Below are 25,209 nucleotides of genomic sequence, written 5' to 3'. Positions count from 1 at the left end.
ACAGTATGTCTGAAGACAGAACTAATATTGAATCTACTGAAAAAATTACAGAATCTCTGTTAGAGACAGTCTCTGATGCGGAAGTAAATTCAAGAATAAGTTTTGAAGAGTTTACAGATGAGAGAATTTTGATCAGTCATGATGCATTTGGGAAAAAACAAATGAAGATCAAAGTCTTAGAAGTTTCTGATGAAAATCCAGTATTAAAATGGAAGTTCGGAGATCGTGTTAAAGTAACAAAAATTTTGGTTACAATAAAACACCTTACAACTCAACAGGTGGAAGAAGCAGAATTTGATATTGAATCCATTGAAAGAGAATTAGCTGAAAAGCGTCATTACTCCTCCACCAACAGGTGGATCCCAGCAGATGATATCAAAAATGGTTATGTGGTAGGTTCAAAACATACCAGATTAATCAGTGACGCTTCAGCACTTGACTATATCGTATTTTAGATCATAAATTACATCCAACATGATTAATTTTTACCTGAAAACATTATAAACAAAAGATATTGAAAAATATCATGAGTTCAAAAGAATTTGATGTCAACGGAACGGATTACAAAATTGTAATAACTGAACAGGTAATTGGCCACGTAAACAACTTGAAAAATCTATACAATGCAGCATACGAAGATCCTGAAAGTTTTGAAGATGTTAGTTCTGAAATTTCAACCACAATTAATGAAATTGCAAGTACTGTTGAACCAGAGCCTGAAGACAGCGATTTGGATGGACTCATCCAAGAAATAATTAAAGCAGTGGATAATAAAGCAGAAGAAATCAAAAAAGAACTAGAGGGTAAACCTGCAAAAAAGTCAAAATCTAAAAAATAATCTCATTTTGACCTTAAACTCATAAAAAATTGGTGGATAAATTATATTCTAAATCAAACAACCCATATCATGTCAAAAAGCTGTGAATGTGGAATTTGTGGCCATCATAATGAATCAGAATGCTTGCAAAAAGAATGCAAATGCTGTTTAAATTTTCATGAAAGATCTGGTCCTAAACGAAAATAATTATTTTAAAACCTAATTATCATCATAACAACTGCATTTTTTTGTCATATGTCTATTACATCCAAAAATTTTATGATCACGACATCCACAAATAATACATTTTTTTCCATCAGTCATAATTGCTCTATTAAAGCCTCCATGCTTTCAATCATCTTGTTGTCTTCTAGTGCTTCAATTATTATAAATCTCATATTTTTTATTCGATAAACATCATCAGAGTATAAAGGAGCCATAGTTTCAATCTCTTTTTCAAAGAAATAATTTTCCAAATAGTGATTTAATTTGGATTTTAATTTTTTGAAATCAGATAATGGGATCTTGTATTCATCAATATTATTTGTGGCTACTTTTATGAATCCATTAATTTTTAGCATTTCTTTCTTGATATTTTCAAGATCCCCGGGTTTGTCTTGAAGTTCCTTGAGAAAATAGTATGATTCTACCGTTTGTGAAAGGATTTTCTTCAAATGTTCACTATAAGAGACCATAATTTCAGTTAAGATATATCCAATCTAAAGTTTAGCAAAAATAGCTTAACTAGAACAATTTTTACAGGATTTCCTTTAAATTATCACTGATAATCTGTAATTACGATGCAAGGTGATGCTTATCTCAAATGTATTGATCCACAGTGTGGTTTAGAGTATCCAATTGAAAACGCAAATGTTCAATGTGAGAAAGGGCACATGTTAGATGTAAAATACAAAAACAAACCCCCATCATCACTCAAAGAAGTTTTTTACAAAAGAAGGGATTATGAAGGTAGTATTTTCAATGAAAGTGGGGTTTGGAGATTTAGAGACTTGCTAAATTTTTGTCAAATAAATACAGAAGATATGGAAGAATGTTCAAAATATCTTGTATCTCTTGATGGAGCAGAAGGCAGACAATCAAAACCATATCACATGTCAAAAGCTGCAGAATTTGTGGGGATTTCAAATAATAATTTATGGTTACAACCTGAAGGATACAATCCAAGTGGTTCGTTCAAAGATAATGGTATGGCAACAGCTGTAACTCATGCAAAAATGATTGGTGCAAAGAAAATTGTTTGTGCATCTACAGGAAATACATCTGCATCAGCAGGAATGTTTGCGGCAAATGAGGGAATGAATTGTGATGTGTATATTCCTGCAGGGCAAATAGCTCCAGGAAAACTTAGTCAAGCATATCAATTTGGAGCACAAATCGTAGAAGTTGATGGAAATTTTGATGATGCATTAAAACAATCTCTAGAGGATGCACAAAATCATGATGGATATACTGTAAACTCTATTAACCCATTTAGAATTGAAGGACAAAAAACAATACCGTTTAGAGCATTAGAATATTTACATTGGGAAGTTCCTGATTGGATCGTTTATCCAGGAGGGGCATTAGGAAACACATCCAGTTGCGGTAAAGCATTAATGGAATTATATGAATGGGGATGGATTAAAAAAATTCCAAGAATTGCAGTAGTTAATTCAGAAGGTGCAAGTACGTTATCTGATTTGTATAATGGTAAATTTGAAGGGGAAGAACTAAGATGGAATAAAGGAAACCCAAATACTGAACTAATTACTAGATACTATGATCATTTGGATAAAGAAGGACTAAAACCAAAAACTAAGGCAACCGCAATACAAATTGGAAGGCCTGCAAATATTTTGAAAGGTTTACGGGCATTGGAATTTACAAATGGTGTTGTAACTACAGTTTCAGATTCTGAAATGTTAGACGGTATGTCAGTAGTAGGTCTAAATGGATTTGATTGTGAGATGGCATCAGGAGCATCAGTAGTAGGAATTAAGAAATTAATCGAAGCAGACGTCATTAAAAAAGACGATGTAGTCGTAGGGATTCTGACAGGTAGACAAAAAGACGCCATGATCCCAGTAGACTATCATAGGAATCCTGAGAACAGATTTGCAATTCCACCTAAAAATTAGCCTTGTTTTTGAGCTCGGGAAATTTTTACATCTTAAGAGTTAAATCCATGTTTTATAAAACAAATACAACCAAAAGATGGTGCAAAATAACTAAATGAGTAGATGTGTTTCTAAGAGGTTTGTGAGGGTAGTAGCTTGGTAGAATTGTGGTTAGAGCTTACTGCATTAGCATCGTTAATTGGGCTATCTGGTTTTTTTAGTGGATTAGAAGTTTCATTGGTTGGTACAAGTCAAGCCACTGTAGAACAACTAGTAAAAGAGAAAAGACGTGGAGCTAAAGCACTTCAAAAACTCAAATCAAATCCAGGTTGGATGATGTCAGCAGTAAACCTGGGCAACAACCTAGTGAATATTGGTTCATCTGCGTTAGCTACGGTAGTTGCAATTAAACTATTTGGTGATAATGGGCTTGGAATTGCCATTGGAATTATGACCTTTTTGATAATAATTTTTGGAGAAGTAACTCCCAAAACATATTGTAATGCTAATGCAACTAAAGTTGCACTTCGTTCAAGTGGTATTCTACTAATGTTCAGTTATGCTACTTACCCGATAGTGTGGATATTGGAGAGGATCACCCGTGTAATGATCAAAATAACTGGAAGTGATTATTATCCACCAGCATTAACTGAAAATGAAATCAGGGGGATTATTGATCAAGGACATAGAGATGAAGCATTAGAAAGCCAAGAACGAGATCTATTACACAGAGCATTAGAATTTGATGATACCGTAATTCGTGCAGTAATGACTCCAAGAATAAAAATGCAAACACTTCCGGCTAAGATGTTGTTGTTTGAGGCACTTCCAATAATTAATCAAAACTCACATTCTAGAATTCCAATTTATGATGAAACACATGACGACATAGTAGGATTTATTCATGTAAGAGATGTGCTCAGAGAGCTTGAATCAGATAACCGGATGAAGACATTAGAGCAAATTTCGAGAACCCCTGTTTTTGTATCTCAAGAAAAAAGGGTTACTTCATTACTAAGAGAAATGAAAGGTAGAAAAACACACATGGCAATCGTGATAGATGAGCATGGAGGAGTTGAGGGATTAGTAACATTAGAAGATCTTATCGAAGAGATTCTTGGAGACATTGAAGACGAAACAGACTCTCCTCAATCCATCAAGTATCATTCAATAGATAAAGATACGATTATTACAACAGGCGATATTGAAATTGAAGAAATTAATGAAATTTTTAAATCAGAATTACCAGAAGGGGATGATTATAGTACGCTAAATGGGTTGTTACATGAAAAATTACAAGACATCCCTCAAGAAGGAGATAAATTAGAATTAGAAAAACTAAGAATAGTTGTTGAGAAAGTCGTAAAGAACCTACCAGTGAAAATAAGAATTGAACGAATTAAAAAGTAAATTATTTTGCAAAATGCTTTTGTAATTTTTCTTTTTTCTCTTTCATGTGAAAAATAGATTCCGTATGTGCAAATGCTTCAGAATAGGATTTTCCAAACAGCATTGCTTGCATTAACATATGATTTTCAGGAATCACGATACCTGTTTGGTCATCAGAATACATCATTTGTACAGTATCTCCAATAGATGCGGTCATGTTTGCATGAATGTGTATCATGTTAGTATCAGTAAAATTGAAGCCCATGTTCTGAGCAAAATCTCGGATATCCTTTGTTCCCTTTGCAGTCCACAAAGTTGCAACTCCAAATTCATTTGTAAATATGTCATGAATTTCAGAGGGTTTGGGGGCAACATCATTGAATCTAATGTCCATAATATGCAAATGCATTTGTCTAGTTGGAACTTTGATTGCACGGACGTATAGGGGAGCATCTTTTCCAAAATACAGTTTAACATCATCACCATGATGAGGTTTCTCAGTCATCTCAATTGTATCAGTTATTTTTTTTCTGTTTGTTCAATATCTGCCCATCGTCTGACAAGTGTTACATCAAATCTAACTAATTGATCATCGAATTTGTCACGAAGTGGTTCAAGAATTCTTCCCATACCTGTAACATTACAACTTCCCTGCATTACATGATATTTTCCTAAAGCTTGATCATAATTTGCTCTAGAATTAAACAACAAATCTGATACTGCTTCTGAACCCATGGTGGACTCACCTCCTTGATAAATTGCAGGTATGTTTTTTGGTTCATAGAGATTTTTTTTATTTTTATAACCTTGTCCTCCAGGAGCAGCATCTATTACTAAATCTGATTTATCTAATGCAGATTCAATAGAACCTGAAATTTTATAATTTGAGAAAGCATCGAATTTTGATTCTGGAACATAAACATCAAGTCCTTTAGATATTGCCTCTTCAACTTTTTCATCTGGAGAATACTTTCCAACTCCAACAACTGTGATTTCTGGATCATCTTTTAGAAAAGAAACTATTCTACTGCCAATGGAGCCATATCCATTAACAAATACACGCTTCATAAAATTGATATTATGAACCCATTTATTTAGATTAGTTTAGAATAAACACGCTTATTTTTGCACAATTTCAGAAAAAAATATGAATTGTTTTGTATGTTCAAAGAAGAAAAAAGATTTTGAAGTATGGCATAACAAAACAGTAATAGCAGCTACATACGATTCAGAATTTCAAAATGATGAACAAATACAAAAAATGTCCAACAAATCCATAATTTGTCATGACTGTATGCAATCAATCAAAAACAAAGTTGATGAAAAGAGGAAATAAATTCAAAATTTGGTCAACACCCTTAAGTTGATTATCTACTGTAATCAGTCATGGTAAAATCATTAGGAGACTATAATAAAGAAAAGTCATCCTCAGCAGATACAAAAAACATCAAATGGACACAAAAAAACCCTAATGAACCTGAAAAATCAAAAAACAAAAAGAAATCAAAAAAGATTTCTCCAACAAACATCATATATTCAGATAAAATAACTGATGAGCAAATAGATAAAAGAATTTTTAAAGTTGATAAAAAACAGGATTCAGAAAAATCAAAAAATAGATCATCTGGTAAAAAATTTCAAAAATCCTCTGTTTCAAACTGCATAATAAAACCAGAATTTAAAAGGCCTGGCAGATAATAATACTAAAATTAAACAATACTCTTAAGTTCATCACAATTTCAAATTATTTATGGATGATGAAAAATTCTTTATTTGTAAAAATTGTGGTTCAGAGTTTCCATCAAAAGAAGTTAGACTTTATTGTAAAGTATGCAAATCTAATTTAGATAAAACAGGTAACTTGCCAAAGATATAGACATACAAAAATCATTATAATTGTAACAGTTAGTGCATTAACATGTCTTCATTCATGAAAATATCTATTGCTATTGTAACAATCGCATTCATCATAGTGTTTGTCACCCTTTAAACATTGAATTTTGGTAATTGTGGCTAGGCTTTTCCTTAATTTTAAAACAATGCGAGTCCAGGCTGAGAAATTTGATTGATCCTATTTGGAATTTTTTTCATTATGATAGGTTCCATTACGGATAAAAAATTAGCCAATTTTCGATTCCAAAAAAACAACAACACATGGAAAATTATACCTGAATGGATCTAGGTAAAACATAGTTTTTCCATCTTGAATATGGGAAACAGGTGTGTAATAGTATTGTAAAATGAAATATTTACAAGCTATAGCATTTGCCCTGATATTAGGTTCCATTATGGCAGCATCAACATATGGTACCCAAAATGCATCCGCAATGGAACACAGTGCAATCATAGAAAAGATGATTCAAGTGGACAAAAAACTATCTGATTTGAACAACATCGATGCAGAATTTAATGAATTAATGATGAGTAAAATTTCATTTAAAATTAATGAAGTAAAAAATACACTATTAGACATTAACAATGAAAATGATGTTAATAATGAAATGTACGTCTATCTTTCAAAAAACTATGCAAAAGTATTTGAAAAATACCAAAATAACATTAAAGAATATCAAAAAGAGAATGGGTTAACAATACAAGAAAAGAAACTTGTTTCAGAAGTATTTAAAAATAAATCAATTTTTGAAGTTATTGAATCACAACAAAATGCCAAAAAGACAGAAAGTAAATTAATTGAAACCGCAGTTAAAGAAACAAAAGCCAAGAAAGATTATCAAACACTAGTAAACAAAATCGGCATAAAACTTGCAACAAATGCAAATGGAAATAAAGTTGAAAAAATGCACCATAAGTTAGCAATCAAAGAAATTATTGATTCGAAAAAATGGGAAATTGCAATGCCTGCAATTGACAGAGTGATAACCCAAACACATGATGATGGAACTAAAGAAAAATTAAAAATAATTAAGACAAAGATAGAACAAATTCTAGAGAAAAGAGAAAAACAGAACAAACAAGAGCAAATATTTTCACTGAAAAATAATGGGAATATAGTCAATATAGAATCAATTCAATTTAGTTCAAATGAAATAGGATTTGGAGAAATTACTGATCAGATTAGCGAAGAAGACATCATCTCATCATTAAGGGATACAGAAGAGGTTATTTCGGAATTTGAATCAAAGCAGAGTTCAGAGTTTATAGAAAAATTAGATCCGATTAATGTTATTGAGCCAATATTCGATATAATATTGACAGAATCTCTTGAAGACGTAGAAGAAATTTCAGAAGAAGACGATGATGATCTTGAAAAAGAAAGAGAGAAGCAAAGAAAAGATGCTCGTGAAAAGAAAAGCAATCATAATTCAGACAAATCTAAATCCGAATGACAAACCAAGTAATGACAAACCAAGTAATGACAAACCAAGTAATGACAAACCAAGTAATGACAAACCAAGTAATGACAAAAAAGGAAAAAACTAGTTTATCCCTAATAACCGTCTGAAATACACGGTACCAATCTCCATATTTCGATAACATATTTTTTATTTTATTTATTTGTGGAAACCTGACGATACAAACAGGTGGACAAATTGATCATCATGGACCTTAGAACAAAAGACTAAATGTATCAAAAAAACTTTTAGAAATATTGATTCATGGACCCTCTCTTGCCATAGGAGCTATAATTGCATCCATAGCAATAATCATTGCATTTCTAGGATTTGATAGCATATCTAATCAAAAGGAACTTGTAATAGAACCCACACCTATTATTCAGCAAGCAGGACCTGCAAAAATTACAATTAACACATTCATAGACAATGGCTCACCAATACTTGGAAATCCAAATGCCCCAGTTACATTAATTGAATTTGGTGATTATCAATGCCATTTTTGTAATGTTTTCTTTCATTCAACTGAAGAGAATATTTTGAAAAATTATGTTGAAACAGGAAAAGTCAAAATGATATTCAAAGATTACAACATTATTGGTCCAGATTCGGTAAATGCATCTCATGGAGCTCATTGTGCCAATGATCAAGGGTTGTTTTGGGAATACCATGATATTTTGTATTCAAATTGGACTGGTGAAAATAACGGATGGGCATCATCTGAGAATCTTGGAAGATTTGCACAGGATATAGGGTTGGACATGAATGTGTGGTCTGAATGTATGATAAATGGAACACATTCCCAGATAATACTTGCAAGTAATGAAGATGCAAGGAGTTTAGAATTGACTGGAACCCCCGCATTTTTTGTGATTGGGCCAGATGGAAAAACTACAAGATTGTTTGGAGCTCAACCTTTTGAAACATTTGAAAAAGTTTTTGAAAACGAATTGAAAAAATAGTCTGTTGCGATCAATTTATTCATGAATTGTCAAAAAAAGTATGGAAATTTCCTTCCTAGTTATTTAGAATTTACCCAATATCCTTAAATGTACAAACTCGGAGCCAAGCTTATGGCAGCAGGTATAGACGATATTGCAATATACATTCCCAGATTGTATATCGATGCAGCTGATTTTGCAAAAAACAGAGGATTAGACCCAGTAAAATTGCAAAAGGGTCTAGGAGTTTCTCAAATGGCAATCGTAGATGCAAATCAAGACCCTGCATGTCTTGCAGCAAATGCATGTTTGCGAATTATGCAAAAAAATAAACTTTCACCAGAAGATATCGGCAGGTTGTATGTTTCAACAGAATCAGCATTTGATGAATCAAAGGCAATGAACTCATATGTTATTGGCATGTTAGAACAAGTTTACGGTCAGGGAGCATTTGAACATTGTGGGGGAGTGGAAACTAAATTTGCTTGCGTAAGTGGTTCTTATGCACTTTATGATAATACAAATTGGATTAGGGCAGGGGAAGCAGAAGGAAAACATGCACTTGTGGTAGTTTCAGATATTGCAAAATACGACATGGGGTCTAGTGGAGAAATGACTCAAGGTGCAGGCGCAGTAGTCATGTTATTGAATGATGACCCAAGATTATTAGCATTTGATCCTAAAGTAACATCCACATCAATTAAAGACGAATATGACTTTTACAGACCTTTTGGAAAAGAAACACCCATTGTTCATGGGCAATATTCTAATTTACTATACATGATTCAAGTCAGGAAAGCACTGGAAGCATACAAGAAAAAAGTAATTTCGTCAGGATTAATCAAAATTGAACCTGGTGAAACAATTCTCGATCATATGGATTACATCAACATGCACTTGCCATACAGCAACATGGGTAAGAAAGCTTTAGCATATTTAGTCAGACATGAATGGAGACAGCTTCCACGTTGGAAGAAAATATTACAAGAAATAGGGATTGAAGAACCTAGACCAAAAGATCCACGTGGTACAATTGAATCTGTGTTAGGAGATGAAGAATTTATGGCAAAAGATCATGAATTTACAAAATTGTTTACAAAGACTCAGGCATACCAAGAAGTTTATGAATCCAAACTATCTAGTTCACTTATTGCATCAAGTATGATTGGTAATTTGTACACGGCATCACTTTACTTAGGATTTAGAAGCAGTTTGGAATTTGAATATCAAAAAGGAATTGATTTGGAAGGAAAAAGAGTAGGATTTGGATCTTATGGGAGTGGTAGTAGTGCGATGGTGTTCAGCGGTGTTATCCAACCATCTTACAAAGAAATGGTAAAGGATATGAATTTAGAAGCAGAGATAGGTGAAAGAAAGCGATTGACATGGGACGAATATGAAGAATTACACGAAAACAAACTAACCCCAGAAGAATCAATGGTTCATTCAAAGAAGGAATTTGTTTTAGTACATATAGATACTGAAAAAGAGTCCAGAGGCGAAAGACGTTACATTTACAATGAATAATGGACGAAGAGTCAAACCCAATCAAAGATTATTTGTTTGAATATATCGAAAATTCAGAAACAATTCCCAAATTAATTATTGAAAAAAAATTCGATGAGATCATTCAAGAGATCACAACAAACTGTTATGATAAAGTAATCTCCATAGGAGAAAAAGACGAAGCAGTAGGAGTTTTAGCTACAGGACTATTACATTATCTACTTACAAACGCCTTGATCAATAGTCAAAGAAAGATAGAATATAATGAAAATGAGATAGACATTGTAATTCCAGATATCAAAACATTGGAAAAAGATCCAAAAAAAACATTGTTAATTTGCATACCGAAATCATCAGATGCTACAATAATTAATAAAAAAATCATAGATTTGGAAAAAATCCAACCAGAAACAGACAACATTTGGCTAGTGTTATCAGAAAATATTCAAACACAAAAAAAATCATTTGTACTGAAAAAAGAAAATAATTCATTTTCCAAAATAATCTTTGAGATTGCAAAATTTAGCAATGTCGGGGGTTCAAATAAATTCAAAATTTTACGAGTATAAAGTACCAGATTAGGGCACTATGGACATTCAATAGTAATTAGACAATTTATGTCAAATTATTATTGTGAATTTTATCAATATGTTGAGACATTTTTTCTTTGTCTTCAAAGACAGACTCACAATATGGGCATTTACTTTCTTGAGACATGACTTTATAATGTGTGTTAAATATTTAACAACTTCGAATTTTCATAACTAGGTATTATCATAAATGAAAAAGGCATATTAGTATAGAAAAATATTGAATATATCAGTAGATTGTATCGATTCCAAAGGTAGAAAATTATTTTAACACAGTCTTAAAATCAATATTCTTTTTGAAAATTCTATTTAGAGATTGATCACTCATATCTTTGATAAATGGGATTGAACCCAACACCTTAACTCCAGTAAGATTTTGCAAGTCTTTAGTCAAGTCTTTGATAGGATAACCACTATCAAAATCATTAATGATAATTCCTTTGATTGGAATTTTGTATTTTTCACACATCTTTACTGTCATTATAGTATGATTGACTGTTCCAACTTTACTTCTAGTTACAATTATTGTTGGAATTTTCATTTCTTTAATTAAATTCGTAATGTAATAGTCTTTGAGAATAGGAGTCATGATTCCACCCATTCCCTCCACTAGAATTATGTCATGAAGTTTTGTTAATTTTTCAAAACTAGACAGAATGGTAGAAACTTTGGGTTTTGTTTTCAGTTTTTTCCATGCTGTGTATGGAGATGCCGGAATTGGAAAGAATTGAGGATTTACTAAATTTTCAGGATCACATGCATGTGCAGCACGGGATAGAATTTCAACGTCTTCGGATTTGTAGCCTTTTTTTTGTGCAGAACCTGCTGCAAATGGCTTCATTATGCCAACATCTATATCCATTTTTCGAAGTACAACTGCAAGTCCTGCAGTGATGTATGTTTTTCCAACATCAGTATCCGTTCCTGCTATAAAGAGAGATTTCAACAAAGACTATTCATAATTATTCATTGATTAATTCATCGGTTAATTATTAAGATCTGAAACTATACAAAATCCGTTGAAAAGTTCCGTCTGGCATCCAAATACTCAGATGAAAGAATGGGATTCTTTTGATAAAATTGTAAAAGCCAAAGGAGTGTGGTTAACAGATTCAAAAGGTCATAAAATGATGGATGCCGTTGCATCCATGTGGTGTAACGTATGGGGACATTCAAACCCACAACTAATCAAAGCCATTAATCAACAAAGCAAAAAACTCCAACATTCATCACAGTTTAACCTAACAACTGAGCCTGCAGAAGAACTTGCAGATAGTCTTGTAAAGATTTCACCAGGAATGCACAAGGTGTTTTATTCAGATAATGGTTCATCTGCAATGGAAATTGCAATCAAAATAGCATTACAGTATTGGAAAAATATTGGTAACAAAAAGAAAACAGAAATTGCTACAATTGAAAATGGATATCATGGAGATACATTTGGAGCAATGTCTGTAGGATATGTTCCAGAATTTTTTGGTAAATTTAAAAAACAATTATTTTCAACGATACAATTTACAGTTCCAAACAAATACAAAATGCCAAATGGATTTACCTTAGCAGACTACCAAAATCAATGTTTAGATAAAATTGAAAAAGGGTTTTCTAAAAAAGACAACATTGCAGCATTTGTAATGGAGAGTGGTGCACAAGTTGCAGGGGGAGTCATAATTTATCCTAAAGGATTTCAGAAAAAGATAAGTCAACTATGTAAAAAACATGATGTGTTATTTGTATTGGACGAGATAGCAACTGGATTTGGCAGACTAGGATCAATGGTACAATATGAAGAACAAAAAAGCATTCCAGATATTGTTGCATATGGAAAAATGTTAACTGGCGGATATCTGACAATGGCTGCAACTTTAACAAATAAGAAAATTTATGATTCATTTTTGGGAGAATTTAATGATTGGAAGCATCTATTCCACGGACATACGTACACTGGAAATCCAATTGCGGCGGCAGTAGCAAATGAGAATCTCAAAATGTACAAGAAAAATAACTTGATTAAAAAAATTCAAAAGATATCTAAAGTGTTTGAAAAATTCTATGATGAAATTTCAGAAATAGATATCGTAGGAGATATCAGACACAAAGGAATGCTGATGGGAATTGAACTAGTCAAGGATAAAAAAAGAAAAACTCCAATTTCACCAAAAAAATCAATTAACAAAATATTTTTTGATGAAGGAAAAAAGAACGGAATCTATCTTAGAACATTAGGGAACATAGTAATGCTTGTTCCTCCGCTGGCAATATCAGAATCTGAGTTAGAATTACTCCTAAAAAGGACGATTCTTACCATCAAATCTGCTAAATCAAAGGTATCTTGACTGTTAACCCCCATACAGGTTTAGGGTTAACCATTCCACTAATGTTATAAAATAGAATTATTTCAATAAAATTATGAGTGCTTTAGAATTCATTAAAGAATGTCAAGAGAAAGTATTTTCAGGAAATCACATATCATCTGAGGAGGCAAAAAAATTACTAAACATACCTGAAGAAAATCTTAAAGATTTGGCAAGATGTGCTAATGAGATTACTAGAGATTTCAATGGGGACAAAGTGGATGTTGAACAATTAAACAATATTAAAAAAAATGCATGCAGCGAGGATTGTACATTTTGTGGACAGTCAGCATTTTTTGATACAGGAATTGAGTCATATCAATTACCAACACCAGAAGAGGTAGTAAGCAAGGCAAAAAAAGCTAAAGAAGAAGGTGCAGAATCATACTGTCTTGTAGCAGCATGGAGAGAGCCATCTACTAGAGATTTTCAAAAGGTTTGTAAAATTATCACAGAGATTAATGACAAAGTTGGTATTAGTGTAGAGTGCAGTTTAGGATTTTTAACCAAAGATCAAGCAAAAAAACTAAAAGAACTCAAAGTAAAAAGATACAACCATAATTTAGAGACAGCAAAATCAAAGTTTTCTGAAATATGCACTACTCACACATATGAAGATAGATTAAAGACTCTAGGAATTGCACGTGATGCAGGCCTGGAGTTATGTACTGGCGGAATCATAGGTCTTGGGGAAACAAGAGAACAGAGACTAGAGCTAACATTGGAGCTGGCAAGACTGTATCCAGAGGAAGTGACAATTAACATTCTAGTACCAGTTCCAGGAACTCCGTTGGAATTGCAAGCAGACTTGCCAAATTCCGAAATCGTCAGAATGTTTTCGGTAATTAGATTCCTATTACCTGAATCAGTTATCAAAATTTCTGGCGGTCGTGAAACAAATCTTGATGATTCTGGAGAAGAATTGCTTCAGAGTGGGGCAAACGGAATTATTACTGCAGGGTACTTGACCATGGGAGGAAATGAGGCTGCAAAAGACCGAGAAATGATTGAAAAAATTGGCCTCCAAGCATAAACTAAATTTTGTAGATTCTGAATTAGAAATTCTAAAAGAAAAAAACCTTTATCGAGAAATGAGATATGGAATTTCCAAAGGCTCAAAAATAACTATCAACAACAGCCAACTTCTTAACTTATGTTCAAACGATTATCTAGGGATTCCTGTCACAAAAATTCAAATCAAGCAACTTCAATCAAGTTCAAGATTAGTATCAGGAAACGATGAATCCTATAAGAAATTAGAAGATGTACTTGCAAAGCACAAATCACAGCAAAGTAGTCTAATTTATCCAACAGGGTACATGGCAAATTTAGGAGCAATTTCAGCTATTGCAAAGAAGGGGGATTTAATTCTCAGTGATGAACTAAATCATGCAAGCATAATTGAGTCATGTAAATTATCAGATGCCAAAGTGTCAATTTACAAACATAATGATATGACAGATATGAATAAAAAATTAAAACAAAAAGGAAGAAACAAGTTCATTATTACTGAAGGGATTTTCAGTATGGATGGAGATTTATCATCATTAAAACAAATCACTGAAATTTCAGAGAAATCAGATGCAATAACAATTGTTGATGATGCTCATGGGGATTTTGTCATCGGTAATGACGGAAAAGGAACTCCAGAATACTTCAATGTATCAAAAAAAGTAGATTTGTACGTTAGCAGTTTGAGTAAAGGGCTAGGATCATTTGGAGGATACATTGCATCTCAGAGTAATGTTGTTGATTTGTGTATCAATAAATCAAAATCGTTTATCTACACATCAGCATTGCCTTCCTTTTTGGTAGAGTATTCATTTAAAAGATTTGAATCTGACAGAGAAAGACAAAAGAAAAAACTAGAAAAAAATACAAAGCAGATCATAAAAGGTCTTAAAGAAATAGGATATGAAATAAACTCTCATTCACAAATAATTCCCATCATAATTGGAAACGAAAAAACAGCTATGGACTTTGGTAAATTTTTGTTCGATAATGGGGTATATGCACAGCCAATCCGATTCCCCACAGTTCCAAAGAACAAGGCCAGATTAAGAATTTCAGTTACTGCATGGTTGTCAGGCAGGGAAATTGAAAAAACTCTAAATATTTTTGAAAAGGCATATAGTAAATTCCACAGCTAACGCATAGCATCAAAGCCACCAATTGCGGGAGAGCCAATTATCACAGCAAGTGCTACTATAACACCTAAAACAATTCCAACAATGATGAATCTCTTATTCATGTTCAAAATAGAGATATCCCAGTTAAAAAGGGATTGAATTAGCATAAGGAAAAGATTTGGAAGAATCCTTTAAAGGAAAAATAGAAATGCTACAGTATGGCAGAAGTCACAATTTTGATTGCATTACTTGCAGGTCTTAGTTCTTTTATTGCTCCATGTATTTTACCAATGATTCCAGCATTTCTTGCATACATATCCGGAACAACTGTAACGGAATTGGGTTCAAAAAACGGCACAGTTCTTTCGATTAAAAGAGCAAACATAATTCTAAATACAATATTTTTTGTTTTAGGATTTTCAATCATATTTTCAATATTAGGTGTAATAATCAACAGTGTTCTTTCAAACACTGCCGGCGAATTTGTTGAATCCCTTAACATGATAGGTGGAGTCATCATTGTAGCATTTGGAGTATTTTTGTTGTTGTCTACAAAAATTCGTTCATTAAATGTAGAAAAAAAATTCTTTCCAAAAAATTCAAAGTCAAGTTATCCAATGTCGTTTGTATTTGGTTTAGCGTTTGCAGTAGGATGGACACCATGTGTAGGTCCAATATTGGGTACAATTCTGACTTTGGCGGCAACAACTCCTTCTGTTTCATTTAGCTTGCTACTATCATATTCATTGGGATTAGGTATCCCATTTCTTCTAATGGGTATTTTTTTCTCAAGAGCAACAAGAGTAATTCGTTCAATGTCCAAACATCTAAAATATTACAACATAGTTTTAGGATCATTCATAATTATTTTAGGGGTTTTAGTGTTTACGAATCAACTTGCATATATTGCAAATTTTCCACTTCTTAACGAATTGGTGTTAGTAGGGTGATTCAATGAATTCAGAGATAAAGGCAGGATTAATTTTTGGAGTCATTATTGTAGTAGGATTAGTTGTGGTAGGAATGATTTTTTCATCCCTTGATCAAAAAGTAGAGTCTAATACAGTCTTTGAAGATGTAAGCTCTCTTTCGAATATTGATAAATCAAAATTCAAAAAGGCACCAAAATTAGTTGGAATTGCAAATTATCTAAACACAACACCAGAAAAATTAAGTGAAGAGATAAAAGGAAAAGTTGTTTTGTATGATATTTGGACATATAGTTGTATTAACTGCGTTAGAACACTACCATACATTACAGCATGGAATGACAAATATTCTGATCAAGGATTATTAATTGTTGGAATTCATTCACCAGAATTTGAATTTGAAAAAAACCCCGACAATGTAAGAATGGCTGTTGAAAAATATGGAATTGATTATCCTGTTGTGATGGACAATGATATGAAAACTTGGAAAGCTTTTGAAAACAGATATTGGCCAAGAAAATACATTGCAGACCATGAAGGATTTCTAAGATATGATCACATAGGGGAAGGAGGATATCAAGAAACTGAAAAGATTATTCAGCAATTACTAAAAGAAAGAGCTGCAGCGATAGGAATAACAGTAGATTCAACATCATCACTTGTAGATATTGAAGAATTTCAGCATTCAATGTTTAGAACACCTGAATTGTATTTTGGTTACAAGTTTGCACAAAATAGAAATCAATTAGGAAGTGATGAAGGATTTCAACCGGGAAGAATTGTTTCGTATTCTGAACCAAACAACATAGATTTACACAAGTTCTATCCAATTGGAGATTGGAAAAATTATGAGGACAGTATGGAATTAGTCTCAGATACAGGTTCTATTAAATTACTATATAATGCAAAAGAAGTGAACATAGTAACTGAGAACAATGCAGATCTAGAAATACTTCTAGACGGAAAACCATTATCAATAGAATATTCAGGAAAGGACATCACAGACGACAATATCCTTAGAGTCGCAGAAGCTGGATTGTACAATATTATTTCTAGTAATGCCAGTGCATCACATTTAATGGAGATTAATGTGAAGGGCAAAGGATTTCAGATTTTCACATTTACCTTTGGATAGTGTAACTGTATAGTATTGTAACTCCAGTTACACCACCTAGAGTGACAAATCTGTTTAAAACAAAAAATTCAATGAGATTATGAACTAAAGTATGATCAGCAATTCTTGGAATAAAACTGACGGGGTTAGTATATCTCAAAAAGTAATGGGCAGAGTAAAGCCTGATGAACCATTAAAAAACAAGATCGATTTTGCTCAAAAAAAATTACAATTTCAAATTTCTAAATTGGAAGGAATTAACGAAAAATTAAAGAAAAAACATGATATGATTTTTGAAAAAATAGTAAATGCACAAAGAAACAACAAACCAAGTTATGCTCAAGCATATGCAGGAGAATTAACTCAAGTTAGAAAAATGAAGAACATGGTAAGCGGAGCAAAACTATCCATGGAGCAAGTTAAACTTAGACTAGACACAGTTTCAGAATTAGGAGATGTAGTAGTTACACTCAGTCCATGCATGGCAATCATTAAAGGATTGAGTCCATCATTGAGCGGAATTATGCCAGAAGCAAATGCTTCAATGCAAGACTTGTCACAAATTCTCGGTGATGTAATGTCAGGTTCATCAGTAGGAATAGGAGACAGTATGAGCACGGTACCTGAATCAAATGCGGATACATTAGCAATTCTAGAAGAAGCACACAGTGTGATTGCAGGACAAACGAAATCCTCGATTCCAGATGTTCCAGATTCACTCAAACGACAAATTGTTGAGAAAAAAACAGATGTCTTCATCTAGAAATTATTTAGATTTCTTTTTACTTTTTTGAATTAAAATTTTCTTTATACGAGATATTGTCGGATAACTGTATCCACGTCTACGGTAATTTGCAATCATCATTTTCCAATTTTTTAATCTCCATTGAGCTTGTTCGGTAGTAACTGAATGAACCTCTTTCTGAATGATGCTTTTTCTTCCAACCTTGAGTGTACCAGCATCTTTTGCAGACCATCTATTTTTTGCAAATTTCAGACCAGATAGAATCTCCTTTATGGGCATTTCTTTGAAATATTCTTTGAGTTTTTTTAATTCAACATCTGTAGGTTTTTTTGAAATGGATAATTCTATTGTAGGTTTTACCATGATGAATTAGTTACACCATACTTTAAGAGAATCTTGCTAAAGGAGATTTAACAAAACATGATCATTTTTGATAATGTTATTGTAGCAAACATTTAATGTAAAATTACAACTAATATAGCGATGAAAGAACTAGTCTTGAGTCTAATATTTTTATCATTGATTCCTATTTCATTTGCTCAAGAATATCCGGAACTACAGGTAAAAGTTGAGACTATAGCTGATAACCTAACCATCCCGTGGAGCATAGACTGGTTACCTGATGGAACCATCTTATTTACAGAAAGAAATGGAAATCTTAGAATAATTCAGAATGGAATATTGTTGCAAGAACCACTTTTATCATTAAATGTCGGGGGGGTCGAGGGAGGAATGTTGGGAATGACAGTTGATCCTGATTATTCAGAAAACAATTACATCTACTTGTATTACACTTACAATGAACTTTTAACAACAAAAAATAAACTAGTTCGCTATCAATTTTTAGACGGATCTTTAATTGAAGACAAAATATTGATTGATGGGATTCCAGGAGGACCGTTTCATGACGGAGGAAGAATACAATTTGGCCCAGATGGAAAACTATATGTTACAACAGGAGAAGCAGGACTTCCGGATTTATCACAAGATTTGAATTCGTTGGGAGGAAAAATTCTAAGAATCAATTCAGATGGTACAATTCCACATGATAACCCATGGAAAAATTCTCCTGTTTATTCTATGGGACATAGGAATCCGCAAGGAATTGATTGGGACAAATCAGGAAATTTGGTTGCTACAGAGCATGGTCCATCAGGGTGGAGAGGTGTGGCTCATGACGAAATTAATAAAATAATTGCAGGAGGGAATTACGGTTGGCCAGATATTATAGGAGATGAAAAAAAAGAAAATCTATTAAATCCAATTTTGCATTCAGGGAAAGATACATGGGCACCATCAGGAGCTGAATTCTACAATAGCAATAAAATTCCACAATGGGAAGGAAAATATTTTTTTGCAGCATTGCGTGGAAGTCATCTTCATATGATTGAGTTTGATTTACAAAATAATTCAGTTATATCTCATGAAAAATTATTTCAAGATGAATTTGGACGGATAAGAGATGTGCAGACAGGTCCTGATGGATTTTTGTATATTCTTACTAGCAATCAAGACGGGAGAGGAACACCAAAAATAAACGATGATAAAATTCTAAGAATAACACCAATTGATTACAAGATACCATCAATAAATTATACATTGAATGAATCAAACTCAATTGATTCTGGGGAACCTAGAGGATACGTGATGGAACTTTATGCGTTTGTAGGAGTAGGGATGGTTGGAATTATAATTGGTTTTATCGTAATTAAAAAAATAAAGAGTAGAGAAAAGAAATAGGTTTCAATAGAGAACATTAGCAGTTTATTGGAATGTTTGAATTTTTACAGATTGTCATATACATTCCGAATCCGATTATAATTGCAGCAAAAGCGGCCAATGGAACTAGGAGAAAAAAATTGGTTTTACGACCCATAACAACGTTCAATACATTAACTATAAAATTGTGAGTGTTACTCAACTGTGATAGTAAATATTCCAACAGTTTTTGGATCTTGCAACTGTGTTACCATACTTCTAGGTAACAAATCAGAGGCCTTGTCACATTTTACTGCCAATGTTCTAGGACAGATAAAATCACTTTTTCTAATAACAATATCTTCAGTATGGGTTAAGATAAGATCAGGATGACCTTGTCCCTCAATAACAAAGTCATTATCACCTACTTTGATTGAAAAAGTCACTTTAGACTCGATGTTTTTGAGTTTGTTTTTTAATTCTTCAGGCAAGTCAGCACAACTATATTTTGCATTAACACCTACAATACAATCTCCCTGAGGGGTCAAGTGAGATTCTTTGGTAATCTCTATTGTTTTTTGATGATTAGAACGAATATTTTCATGACCTGAAAATTCAATTTCAAATTTCATAAATCCATCATAAATTCAGTTTCAAATTAAGGTTTGATTAATAAAATTTCAAAGTACATAGGCTCCGATCAAAGTAACAATTACTCTCAATAATGGGCATGGTTTAAATTGAATAATCAAAGCATTGCAATCAAATGCTTCCTGCACAACAAGGTTATGATAGAGCAATTACAGTATTCTCACCAGACGGTCGACTATACCAAGTTGAATATGCTATTGAAACGGTAAGAAGAGGAACAATAGCTGTCGGCATAAAATGTAAAGATGGAATTATTATTGCAGTTGAAGAGAAGCCAAGAAAATTACAAATTTCAGATACTGCTCAAAAGATTTTCCAAATAGATGATCATGTAGGAGTAGCCGCGGCAGGATATATTCCAGATGCAAGAAGTCAAGTAGACAATGCAAGATTCTTTTCTCAAAGTAACAAAATGATTTATGATGAACCAGTAGAAGTTGAAACCATTGCTAAGCATTTAGCTGATCAATGTCAACAATATACACAATATGCAGGGGTAAGACCTTATGGTGTTGCACTAATTCTTGGAGGAGTTGTCAACAACACACCACAATTGTATCTAACTGATCCTAGTGGGACATACATTTCTTATGATGCAATTGCAATTGGTTCCGGTTCTGATCAAGTAACAGACTTTTTAGAAAAAACATACAAAGAAGATCTTTCACTTGATGATGCTGCAGTATTAGCTTCTGCAGGAATTTATCTTTCAAGTGAAGACAAAGAGGGAACAAGCCATATCAGAATGGCACATATCAAAAAAGAAACTGGATTGTATGAATTGGTTCCAGAAGAACAAATTACAAAATATGCTAATGATGCAAAAGAGAAATACCCTCACGAACAAAAATAATTATTCCGAACATAGCTGTGAGATTAAATTACGTTGAAATTATCTGTTGCAATTCCTCAGTCTGCATTATCAGATGAATCATTAAAAATCGACAAGACAAGAAAGATTTCAGTTCTAGCAAGAGCATGTGCAATTTTTAAAGTCGATACAATCTACATCTATCAAGAAGGAAGTAACAAATCAGATGGAGGATTAATGGCAATGATTCTAAAATATTTAGAAACACCACAGTTTTTGAGAAGAAGGTTATTCCCTAAGATGAATGATTTAAAATTTGCAGGAGTGTTACATCCATTAAAAATTCCTAGCCACATCACACCGGTGAACTCTAAAAAAATCAAGACTGGCGACATTAGAGAAGGAATCGTAGTTAGCATAAAGGGGAAAAAGTTTGTAGATGTTGGAATTAATCAATTAGTTCAGTACTATGGAAGCACTTCTACTGGGAAAAGAGTTACTGTCAGATTCAAAGAAGGATACCCCAAACTATCGATCAAGGATATTGACAAAAGTGAAGTTCCAACATATTGGGGATATTCAGTAAAAGAAAGAGCAAATTTGTTTTCAGTGTTATCAGAATGGAAAGGAAATATTATTTTGACATCAAGAAAAGGAAAACCAATATCAACTGAACAACTAATAAAATATGCAAAATCAGATGAGCCAACCCTTGTCGTGTTTGGTTCTCCTGAAAAAGGCATTCACGAAATCATAGGAGGGAGAATGAACAAAGTGCAAAACGCTAAATCATTAAACTTTTTTCCAAACCAAGCTACTGAAACAGTACGTCTAGAAGAAGCACTTCTCGGTACTTTAGCAATAATTAATGCTCAAAGTTAGTGATAATATGGCTGAAAGAAAAAATTTCTTATTATTGGCAATTGGGTTTGGAGTTATAGGGATCATCATTGGAGGATATACAATTTGGAATTCAGTCTCAGAATTATTTTCCCCTTAACAAAATAGGCACAGTTGGTTAACCAGATTTTTTTTAGTGGTTAACGATATCTCACATGGTTTAATAGAGGGAATTCGATGATTCGATTTAATCATGGGAGCTCGAAAAAGACATCAACCACGTAGAGGAAGTCTTGCATACTCACCTAGAGTTCGTGCAAGAAGCATGGAGGCAAGGATTCGGGCTTGGCCAAGACTTTCTGCTACAGATGAACCAAAAATTTTAGCACATTGTGGATTCAAAGCAGGATGTGTACAGATTGTCAGCATTGATGATCGTGACAAAGTTCCTAATGCAGGAAAACAACTAGTCAGTTTAGGAACAGTGTTAGTAACACCACCAGTTCTAATTTTAGGGATCAGAGGTTATTCTAAAGATCATGATGGCAAACATGCAGAATTTGATGTTTATGCAGAAGATATTCCAAAAAGCATTGCAAAAGAAATTACAATTAAAAATACCGCAGGATCAGTGGAGAACGCAGAATCAAGATTAAGAAAAATTAAAGAGATTTATGCAATTGTTGCAGTATCACCAAGAGCTGCAGGATTAGAAATGAAGAAACCATATATTTTTGAAGCAATGGTAAGTGGCGGAGATATTGAAAAACAATTTGCTCATGTTAAAGAATTACTAGGAAAAGAAATTAAAATTGAACAAATTTTTGAAACTGGTGCAACAGTAGATGTTGCAGCAATTACAAAAGGTCACGGATGGCAAGGAGTTATGCGAAGATGGAATGTCAAGAAGAAGCAGCACAAATCAAGAAAAACTGTCAGAGAAGTGGGTTCATTAGGTCCAATCTCACCACAGAGTGTCATGTATACAGTTCCAAGAGCAGGTCAAACAGGATTCCATCAAAGAGTAGAATATGATAAAAGAATTATGATAATGGGTAATACAGAATCAGACAAAATTAAAATTAATCCAGATGGAGGATACAAACACTTTGGTCTAGTCAAAGGAGATTTCATTATTCTGAAAGGCTCAGTTCCAGGAACTTACAAGAGATTGATTAAACTAAGAACACAGATTAGAAATGCGCCAGTCAAAGTGGCCAAACCAAACATTTTGGAGGTAGTAGTATAATGAAAACAACAGCATATACAACTACTGGAACAAAAGACACCGAAGTAGAACTTCCAATAATTTTCTCAACTCCATTTAGAAGAGAGTTAATTCACAAAGCTTTCACCAACTTAACATCACACAAATTCCAAAGACAGGGAAGAAAGCCAATGGCAGGTATGGATGTGGTTGCAGACTCTAACGATCCTCCTACAGGACAAGGCGTATCTCGTGTAGCAAGAATGCAAGGTGGTGGAGGTGGAAGACAGGGGCAAGGAGCAGAAGTAGCATCCACTAGAGGTGGAAGACAAGCACATCCACCAATTGTAGAGAAGGCAATTTACAAAAAATTAAACAAAAAAGAAAACAAACTGGCACTATGCTCTGCAATTGCAGCTACTGCATCAAAAAATCTTGTAGAATCAAGAGGTCACAAAATTGAAGGTATAGAATCATTCCCAATCATAGTTTCAGATGACATAGAATCTATTTCCAAAACAAGTGAAATTATCAAAGTTATGGATTCGTTGAAATTATCACAGGATGTTAAAAGATTGAACTCAAGAAAACCACGTTCTGGTCAATCAAGACTTAGGGGAAGAACCAAAAAAATAGGAAAAAGTGTTTTATTTGTAACTGGAGATTCTTCCAATTTGTCAAAAGCAACAGGATCAATACCAGGTGTAGAAGTAAGAAATGTTAAAGAATTAAGTGTACTAGATTTAGCACCAGGCTCTGATCCTATCAGATTAACAGTATATTCCAAATCTGCAATAGAAGAGATTGGGAAAATCAAATCAACACATCTAGAAGTAATGGTGAAAACACAATGAATGTAGATCAAGCAATGAAAATAATCATCAAACCATACATTACAGAGAAAACCTTTGCAATGGTTGAAAATGAGAGCAAAATTTGTTTCATAGTAGAGATTTCAGCTAACAAATCAGAAATTTCAGAAGCAGTAAAAACACTTTACAAAGAAAATGTCAAAAAAGTAAACACTGCAAGAACAATTTACGGCAAAAAAGCTTTTGTTCAGTTTGAAAACACCGAAAAAGCCAGAGACCTGGCAACAAAGATAGGAATGCTATAATATGGACCATAAAACTCGAAGACTAACAGAGGAGATAAGAAATGGTTAAAGAATTTTTATACAGAGGCATTCCAAAAGAGGAATTAGAGAATCTATCATTAGAAAAATTATTCCTATTATTCAATTCAAGACAAAGGCGATCACTTACTAGAGGAATTACAGACGGTAAAAGAAAATTAATTGAAGAGATAAAGTCTGCAAAAGCAGGAAAATTAAAAAACCCAATTAAAACTCATGTCAGAGATTTAATTGTTCTACCATACATGGTTGGTGTTACAGTAAACGTATTTTCAGGAAAGGAATTCCAACCTGTTGCATTGACAACAGAAATGATTGGACATTATTTGGGAGAATATGTAATAACAAACAAGAGAGTTTCACACGGTGCCCCAGGTGTTGGCGCATCAAGATCCAGTCTCTACGTGCCACTAAAGTGATCATTATGGGTAGATTCGATTACGCTTTCCAAAATTATGACCCAACTAGACATGTACGTTCTTCATTGAGAGAGAAAGACATCTCACACAAACATGCACGTGAAGTTGCAGTGTCAATTAAAGGTCTATCAATTGAAAAAGCACGTGATTATCTTATTGCAGTAATAGATGAGAAAAGAGCAGTTCCATTTAGAAGATATAAAAATCAAGTCGGGCATAGACCAGACCCTGGTGTAATGTCCGGACGTTATCCACAAAAAACAGCAAAAGAGTTTATCAAAGTTTTAGATAATTTGGAATCCAACGCAGAATACAAAGGAATGGATTTAGATAGATTAAGAATTGTAAATGCTACTGTTCACAAAGGAGTGATTGTAAAAAGATTCATACCAAGAGCAATGGGAAGAGCAACTCCAAAGAACAATGTTTTAACTCACGTAGAATTGGTGGCAAAGGAGATTTAG

32 protein-coding genes are annotated in these 25,209 nt (G+C 33.2%); 26 read left to right on the top strand and 6 right to left on the bottom strand.

The features are described from left to right. Positions 1–5: 5 nt before the first annotated feature. A complete protein-coding gene (locus NSED_RS04665) occupies positions 6–455 on the top strand; it encodes a hypothetical protein (protein ID WP_016940357.1) in 450 nt (149 codons plus the stop codon). A 71-nt stretch (positions 456–526) separates the two neighbouring features. Beyond that, positions 527–838: a hypothetical protein gene (locus tag NSED_RS04660; RefSeq protein WP_014965096.1), complete on the top strand. Its 312-nt coding sequence runs from the start codon at positions 527–529 to the stop codon at positions 836–838. 299 nt (positions 839–1,137) lie between these two features. Here NSED_RS04660 and NSED_RS04655 read toward each other — a convergent pair whose 3' ends face one another. After that, positions 1,138–1,512 (bottom strand): hypothetical protein, encoded by a 375-nt coding sequence (locus tag NSED_RS04655; RefSeq protein ID WP_014965095.1) that lies wholly within the window; start codon positions 1,510–1,512, stop codon positions 1,138–1,140. A gap of 105 nt (positions 1,513–1,617) precedes the next feature. On the opposite strand from NSED_RS04655, the gene thrC reads away from it, so the two are divergent. Both thrC and NSED_RS04645 read left to right on the top strand, forming a co-directional pair. Further along, the gene (gene thrC / locus NSED_RS04650) at positions 1,618–2,955 is read left to right on the top strand and encodes a threonine synthase (RefSeq protein ID WP_014965094.1); all 1,338 of its coding nucleotides are present in this window, start codon (positions 1,618–1,620) and stop codon (positions 2,953–2,955) included. A gap of 135 nt (positions 2,956–3,090) precedes the next feature. Beyond that, positions 3,091–4,344 (top strand): hemolysin family protein, encoded by a 1,254-nt coding sequence (locus NSED_RS04645; protein WP_014965093.1) that lies wholly within the window; start codon positions 3,091–3,093, stop codon positions 4,342–4,344. Position 4,345: 1 nt separating this feature from the next. On the opposite strand, the gene NSED_RS10740 is transcribed toward NSED_RS04645, so the two are convergent. Together NSED_RS10740 and NSED_RS10735 are read right to left on the bottom strand one after the other, a co-directional pair. Further along, complete coding sequence (locus NSED_RS10740; protein ID WP_232212413.1) at positions 4,346–4,828, bottom strand: hypothetical protein; 483 nt, start codon at positions 4,826–4,828, stop codon at positions 4,346–4,348. Positions 4,829–4,842: 14 nt separating this feature from the next. Further along, positions 4,843–5,391, bottom strand: coding sequence for a type II glyceraldehyde-3-phosphate dehydrogenase (locus NSED_RS10735; protein WP_232212414.1), 549 nt, complete (start codon positions 5,389–5,391; stop codon positions 4,843–4,845). A gap of 79 nt (positions 5,392–5,470) precedes the next feature. On the opposite strand from NSED_RS10735, the gene NSED_RS04635 reads away from it, so the two are divergent. The 8 genes from NSED_RS04635 (at position 5,471) to NSED_RS04610 (ending at position 10,692) form a co-directional block, all read left to right on the top strand. Further along, a complete protein-coding gene (locus NSED_RS04635) occupies positions 5,471–5,659 on the top strand; it encodes a hypothetical protein (RefSeq protein ID WP_014965092.1) in 189 nt (62 codons plus the stop codon). A gap of 50 nt (positions 5,660–5,709) precedes the next feature. Beyond that, complete coding sequence (locus NSED_RS04630; protein ID WP_014965091.1) at positions 5,710–6,021, top strand: hypothetical protein; 312 nt, start codon at positions 5,710–5,712, stop codon at positions 6,019–6,021. 52 nt (positions 6,022–6,073) lie between these two features. After that, entirely contained in the window at positions 6,074–6,199 is a 126-nt protein-coding gene (locus NSED_RS10955; protein ID WP_016940358.1) for a hypothetical protein, read from the top strand. Positions 6,200–6,563: 364 nt separating this feature from the next. Beyond that, positions 6,564–7,670 carry a hypothetical protein gene (locus NSED_RS04625; protein ID WP_014965090.1) on the top strand — a complete coding sequence of 369 codons (1,107 nt, stop codon included), beginning with the start codon at positions 6,564–6,566 and terminating at the stop codon, positions 7,668–7,670. Continuing rightward, a complete protein-coding gene (locus NSED_RS10270; RefSeq protein WP_202802528.1) occupies positions 7,624–7,764 on the top strand; it encodes a hypothetical protein in 141 nt (46 codons plus the stop codon). Before NSED_RS04625 ends, NSED_RS10270 begins: the two co-directional genes overlap by 47 nt. 169 nt (positions 7,765–7,933) lie before the next feature. Then, positions 7,934–8,638 (top strand): DsbA family protein, encoded by a 705-nt coding sequence (locus NSED_RS04620; RefSeq protein ID WP_014965089.1) that lies wholly within the window; start codon positions 7,934–7,936, stop codon positions 8,636–8,638. A gap of 111 nt (positions 8,639–8,749) precedes the next feature. Beyond that, positions 8,750–10,144, top strand: a complete 1,395-nt coding sequence (locus tag NSED_RS04615; protein ID WP_014965088.1) for a hydroxymethylglutaryl-CoA synthase family protein — start codon at positions 8,750–8,752, stop codon at positions 10,142–10,144. Beyond that, entirely contained in the window at positions 10,144–10,692 is a 549-nt protein-coding gene (locus NSED_RS04610) for a hypothetical protein (protein WP_014965087.1), read from the top strand. Before NSED_RS04615 ends, NSED_RS04610 begins: the two co-directional genes overlap by 1 nt. 283 nt (positions 10,693–10,975) lie before the next feature. Here NSED_RS04610 and bioD read toward each other — a convergent pair whose 3' ends face one another. Beyond that, positions 10,976–11,659, bottom strand: a complete 684-nt coding sequence (gene bioD / locus NSED_RS04605) for a dethiobiotin synthase (protein ID WP_014965086.1) — start codon at positions 11,657–11,659, stop codon at positions 10,976–10,978. Between the two features lie 73 nt (positions 11,660–11,732). Between bioD and bioA the strand changes: the two genes are divergently transcribed. From bioA to NSED_RS04575, 6 genes are all read left to right on the top strand, one after another. After that, positions 11,733–13,049, top strand: a complete 1,317-nt coding sequence (gene bioA / locus NSED_RS04600; RefSeq protein WP_026090130.1) for an adenosylmethionine--8-amino-7-oxononanoate transaminase — start codon at positions 11,733–11,735, stop codon at positions 13,047–13,049. Positions 13,050–13,122: 73 nt separating this feature from the next. Continuing rightward, positions 13,123–14,100, top strand: a complete 978-nt coding sequence (gene bioB, locus NSED_RS04595) for a biotin synthase BioB (RefSeq protein WP_014965084.1) — start codon at positions 13,123–13,125, stop codon at positions 14,098–14,100. After that, entirely contained in the window at positions 14,075–15,217 is a 1,143-nt protein-coding gene (locus NSED_RS04590; RefSeq protein WP_014965083.1) for an aminotransferase class I/II-fold pyridoxal phosphate-dependent enzyme, read from the top strand. The genes bioB and NSED_RS04590 overlap by 26 nt, the downstream gene beginning before the upstream one ends. A gap of 197 nt (positions 15,218–15,414) precedes the next feature. After that, positions 15,415–16,146: a cytochrome c biogenesis CcdA family protein gene (locus NSED_RS04585; protein WP_014965082.1), complete on the top strand. Its 732-nt coding sequence runs from the start codon at positions 15,415–15,417 to the stop codon at positions 16,144–16,146. Positions 16,147–16,150: 4 nt separating this feature from the next. Further along, the gene (locus NSED_RS04580; protein WP_014965081.1) at positions 16,151–17,260 is read left to right on the top strand and encodes a redoxin family protein; all 1,110 of its coding nucleotides are present in this window, start codon (positions 16,151–16,153) and stop codon (positions 17,258–17,260) included. 91 nt (positions 17,261–17,351) lie between these two features. Then, complete coding sequence (locus NSED_RS04575) at positions 17,352–18,002, top strand: Snf7 family protein (protein WP_014965080.1); 651 nt, start codon at positions 17,352–17,354, stop codon at positions 18,000–18,002. A 3-nt stretch (positions 18,003–18,005) separates the two neighbouring features. Here the strand turns inward: NSED_RS04575 and NSED_RS04570 are convergent, their stop codons facing one another. Beyond that, positions 18,006–18,347 carry a hypothetical protein gene (locus NSED_RS04570; protein WP_014965079.1) on the bottom strand — a complete coding sequence of 114 codons (342 nt, stop codon included), beginning with the start codon at positions 18,345–18,347 and terminating at the stop codon, positions 18,006–18,008. 120 nt (positions 18,348–18,467) lie between these two features. Between NSED_RS04570 and NSED_RS04565 the strand changes: the two genes are divergently transcribed. Next, complete coding sequence (locus tag NSED_RS04565; protein WP_014965078.1) at positions 18,468–19,724, top strand: PQQ-dependent sugar dehydrogenase; 1,257 nt, start codon at positions 18,468–18,470, stop codon at positions 19,722–19,724. Between the two features lie 173 nt (positions 19,725–19,897). Here the strand turns inward: NSED_RS04565 and NSED_RS04560 are convergent, their stop codons facing one another. Next, positions 19,898–20,314, bottom strand: coding sequence for a DUF371 domain-containing protein (locus tag NSED_RS04560; RefSeq protein WP_014965077.1), 417 nt, complete (start codon positions 20,312–20,314; stop codon positions 19,898–19,900). A 134-nt stretch (positions 20,315–20,448) separates the two neighbouring features. Between NSED_RS04560 and psmA the strand changes: the two genes are divergently transcribed. The 7 genes from psmA to NSED_RS04525 all read left to right on the top strand — a co-directional run bounded on the left by psmA (position 20,449) and on the right by NSED_RS04525 (position 25,209). Further along, positions 20,449–21,186 carry an archaeal proteasome endopeptidase complex subunit alpha gene (psmA, locus tag NSED_RS04555; protein WP_014965076.1) on the top strand — a complete coding sequence of 246 codons (738 nt, stop codon included), beginning with the start codon at positions 20,449–20,451 and terminating at the stop codon, positions 21,184–21,186. 33 nt (positions 21,187–21,219) lie between these two features. Further along, positions 21,220–22,026 (top strand): putative RNA uridine N3 methyltransferase, encoded by an 807-nt coding sequence (locus tag NSED_RS04550; protein ID WP_014965075.1) that lies wholly within the window; start codon positions 21,220–21,222, stop codon positions 22,024–22,026. Between the two features lie 211 nt (positions 22,027–22,237). Further along, positions 22,238–23,233, top strand: coding sequence for a 50S ribosomal protein L3 (locus NSED_RS04545; protein ID WP_014965074.1), 996 nt, complete (start codon positions 22,238–22,240; stop codon positions 23,231–23,233). Continuing rightward, the gene (gene rplD / locus NSED_RS04540; protein WP_014965073.1) at positions 23,233–24,045 is read left to right on the top strand and encodes a 50S ribosomal protein L4; all 813 of its coding nucleotides are present in this window, start codon (positions 23,233–23,235) and stop codon (positions 24,043–24,045) included. The genes NSED_RS04545 and rplD overlap by 1 nt, the downstream gene beginning before the upstream one ends. After that, the gene (locus NSED_RS04535; protein ID WP_014965072.1) at positions 24,042–24,308 is read left to right on the top strand and encodes a 50S ribosomal protein L23; all 267 of its coding nucleotides are present in this window, start codon (positions 24,042–24,044) and stop codon (positions 24,306–24,308) included. The genes rplD and NSED_RS04535 overlap by 4 nt, the downstream gene beginning before the upstream one ends. Before the next feature lie 41 nt (positions 24,309–24,349). Continuing rightward, positions 24,350–24,745 carry a 30S ribosomal protein S19 gene (locus tag NSED_RS04530; RefSeq protein WP_014965071.1) on the top strand — a complete coding sequence of 132 codons (396 nt, stop codon included), beginning with the start codon at positions 24,350–24,352 and terminating at the stop codon, positions 24,743–24,745. Between the two features lie 5 nt (positions 24,746–24,750). Beyond that, positions 24,751–25,209 (top strand): 50S ribosomal protein L22, encoded by a 459-nt coding sequence (locus tag NSED_RS04525; RefSeq protein ID WP_026090131.1) that lies wholly within the window; start codon positions 24,751–24,753, stop codon positions 25,207–25,209.

Source organism: Candidatus Nitrosopumilus sediminis (assembly GCF_000299395.1).
Lineage (GTDB): Archaea > Thermoproteota > Nitrososphaeria > Nitrososphaerales > Nitrosopumilaceae > Nitrosopumilus > Nitrosopumilus sediminis.
Note: the sequence above shows the minus strand (reverse complement) of the source record. Positions and strands in the feature narration are given on the sequence as shown.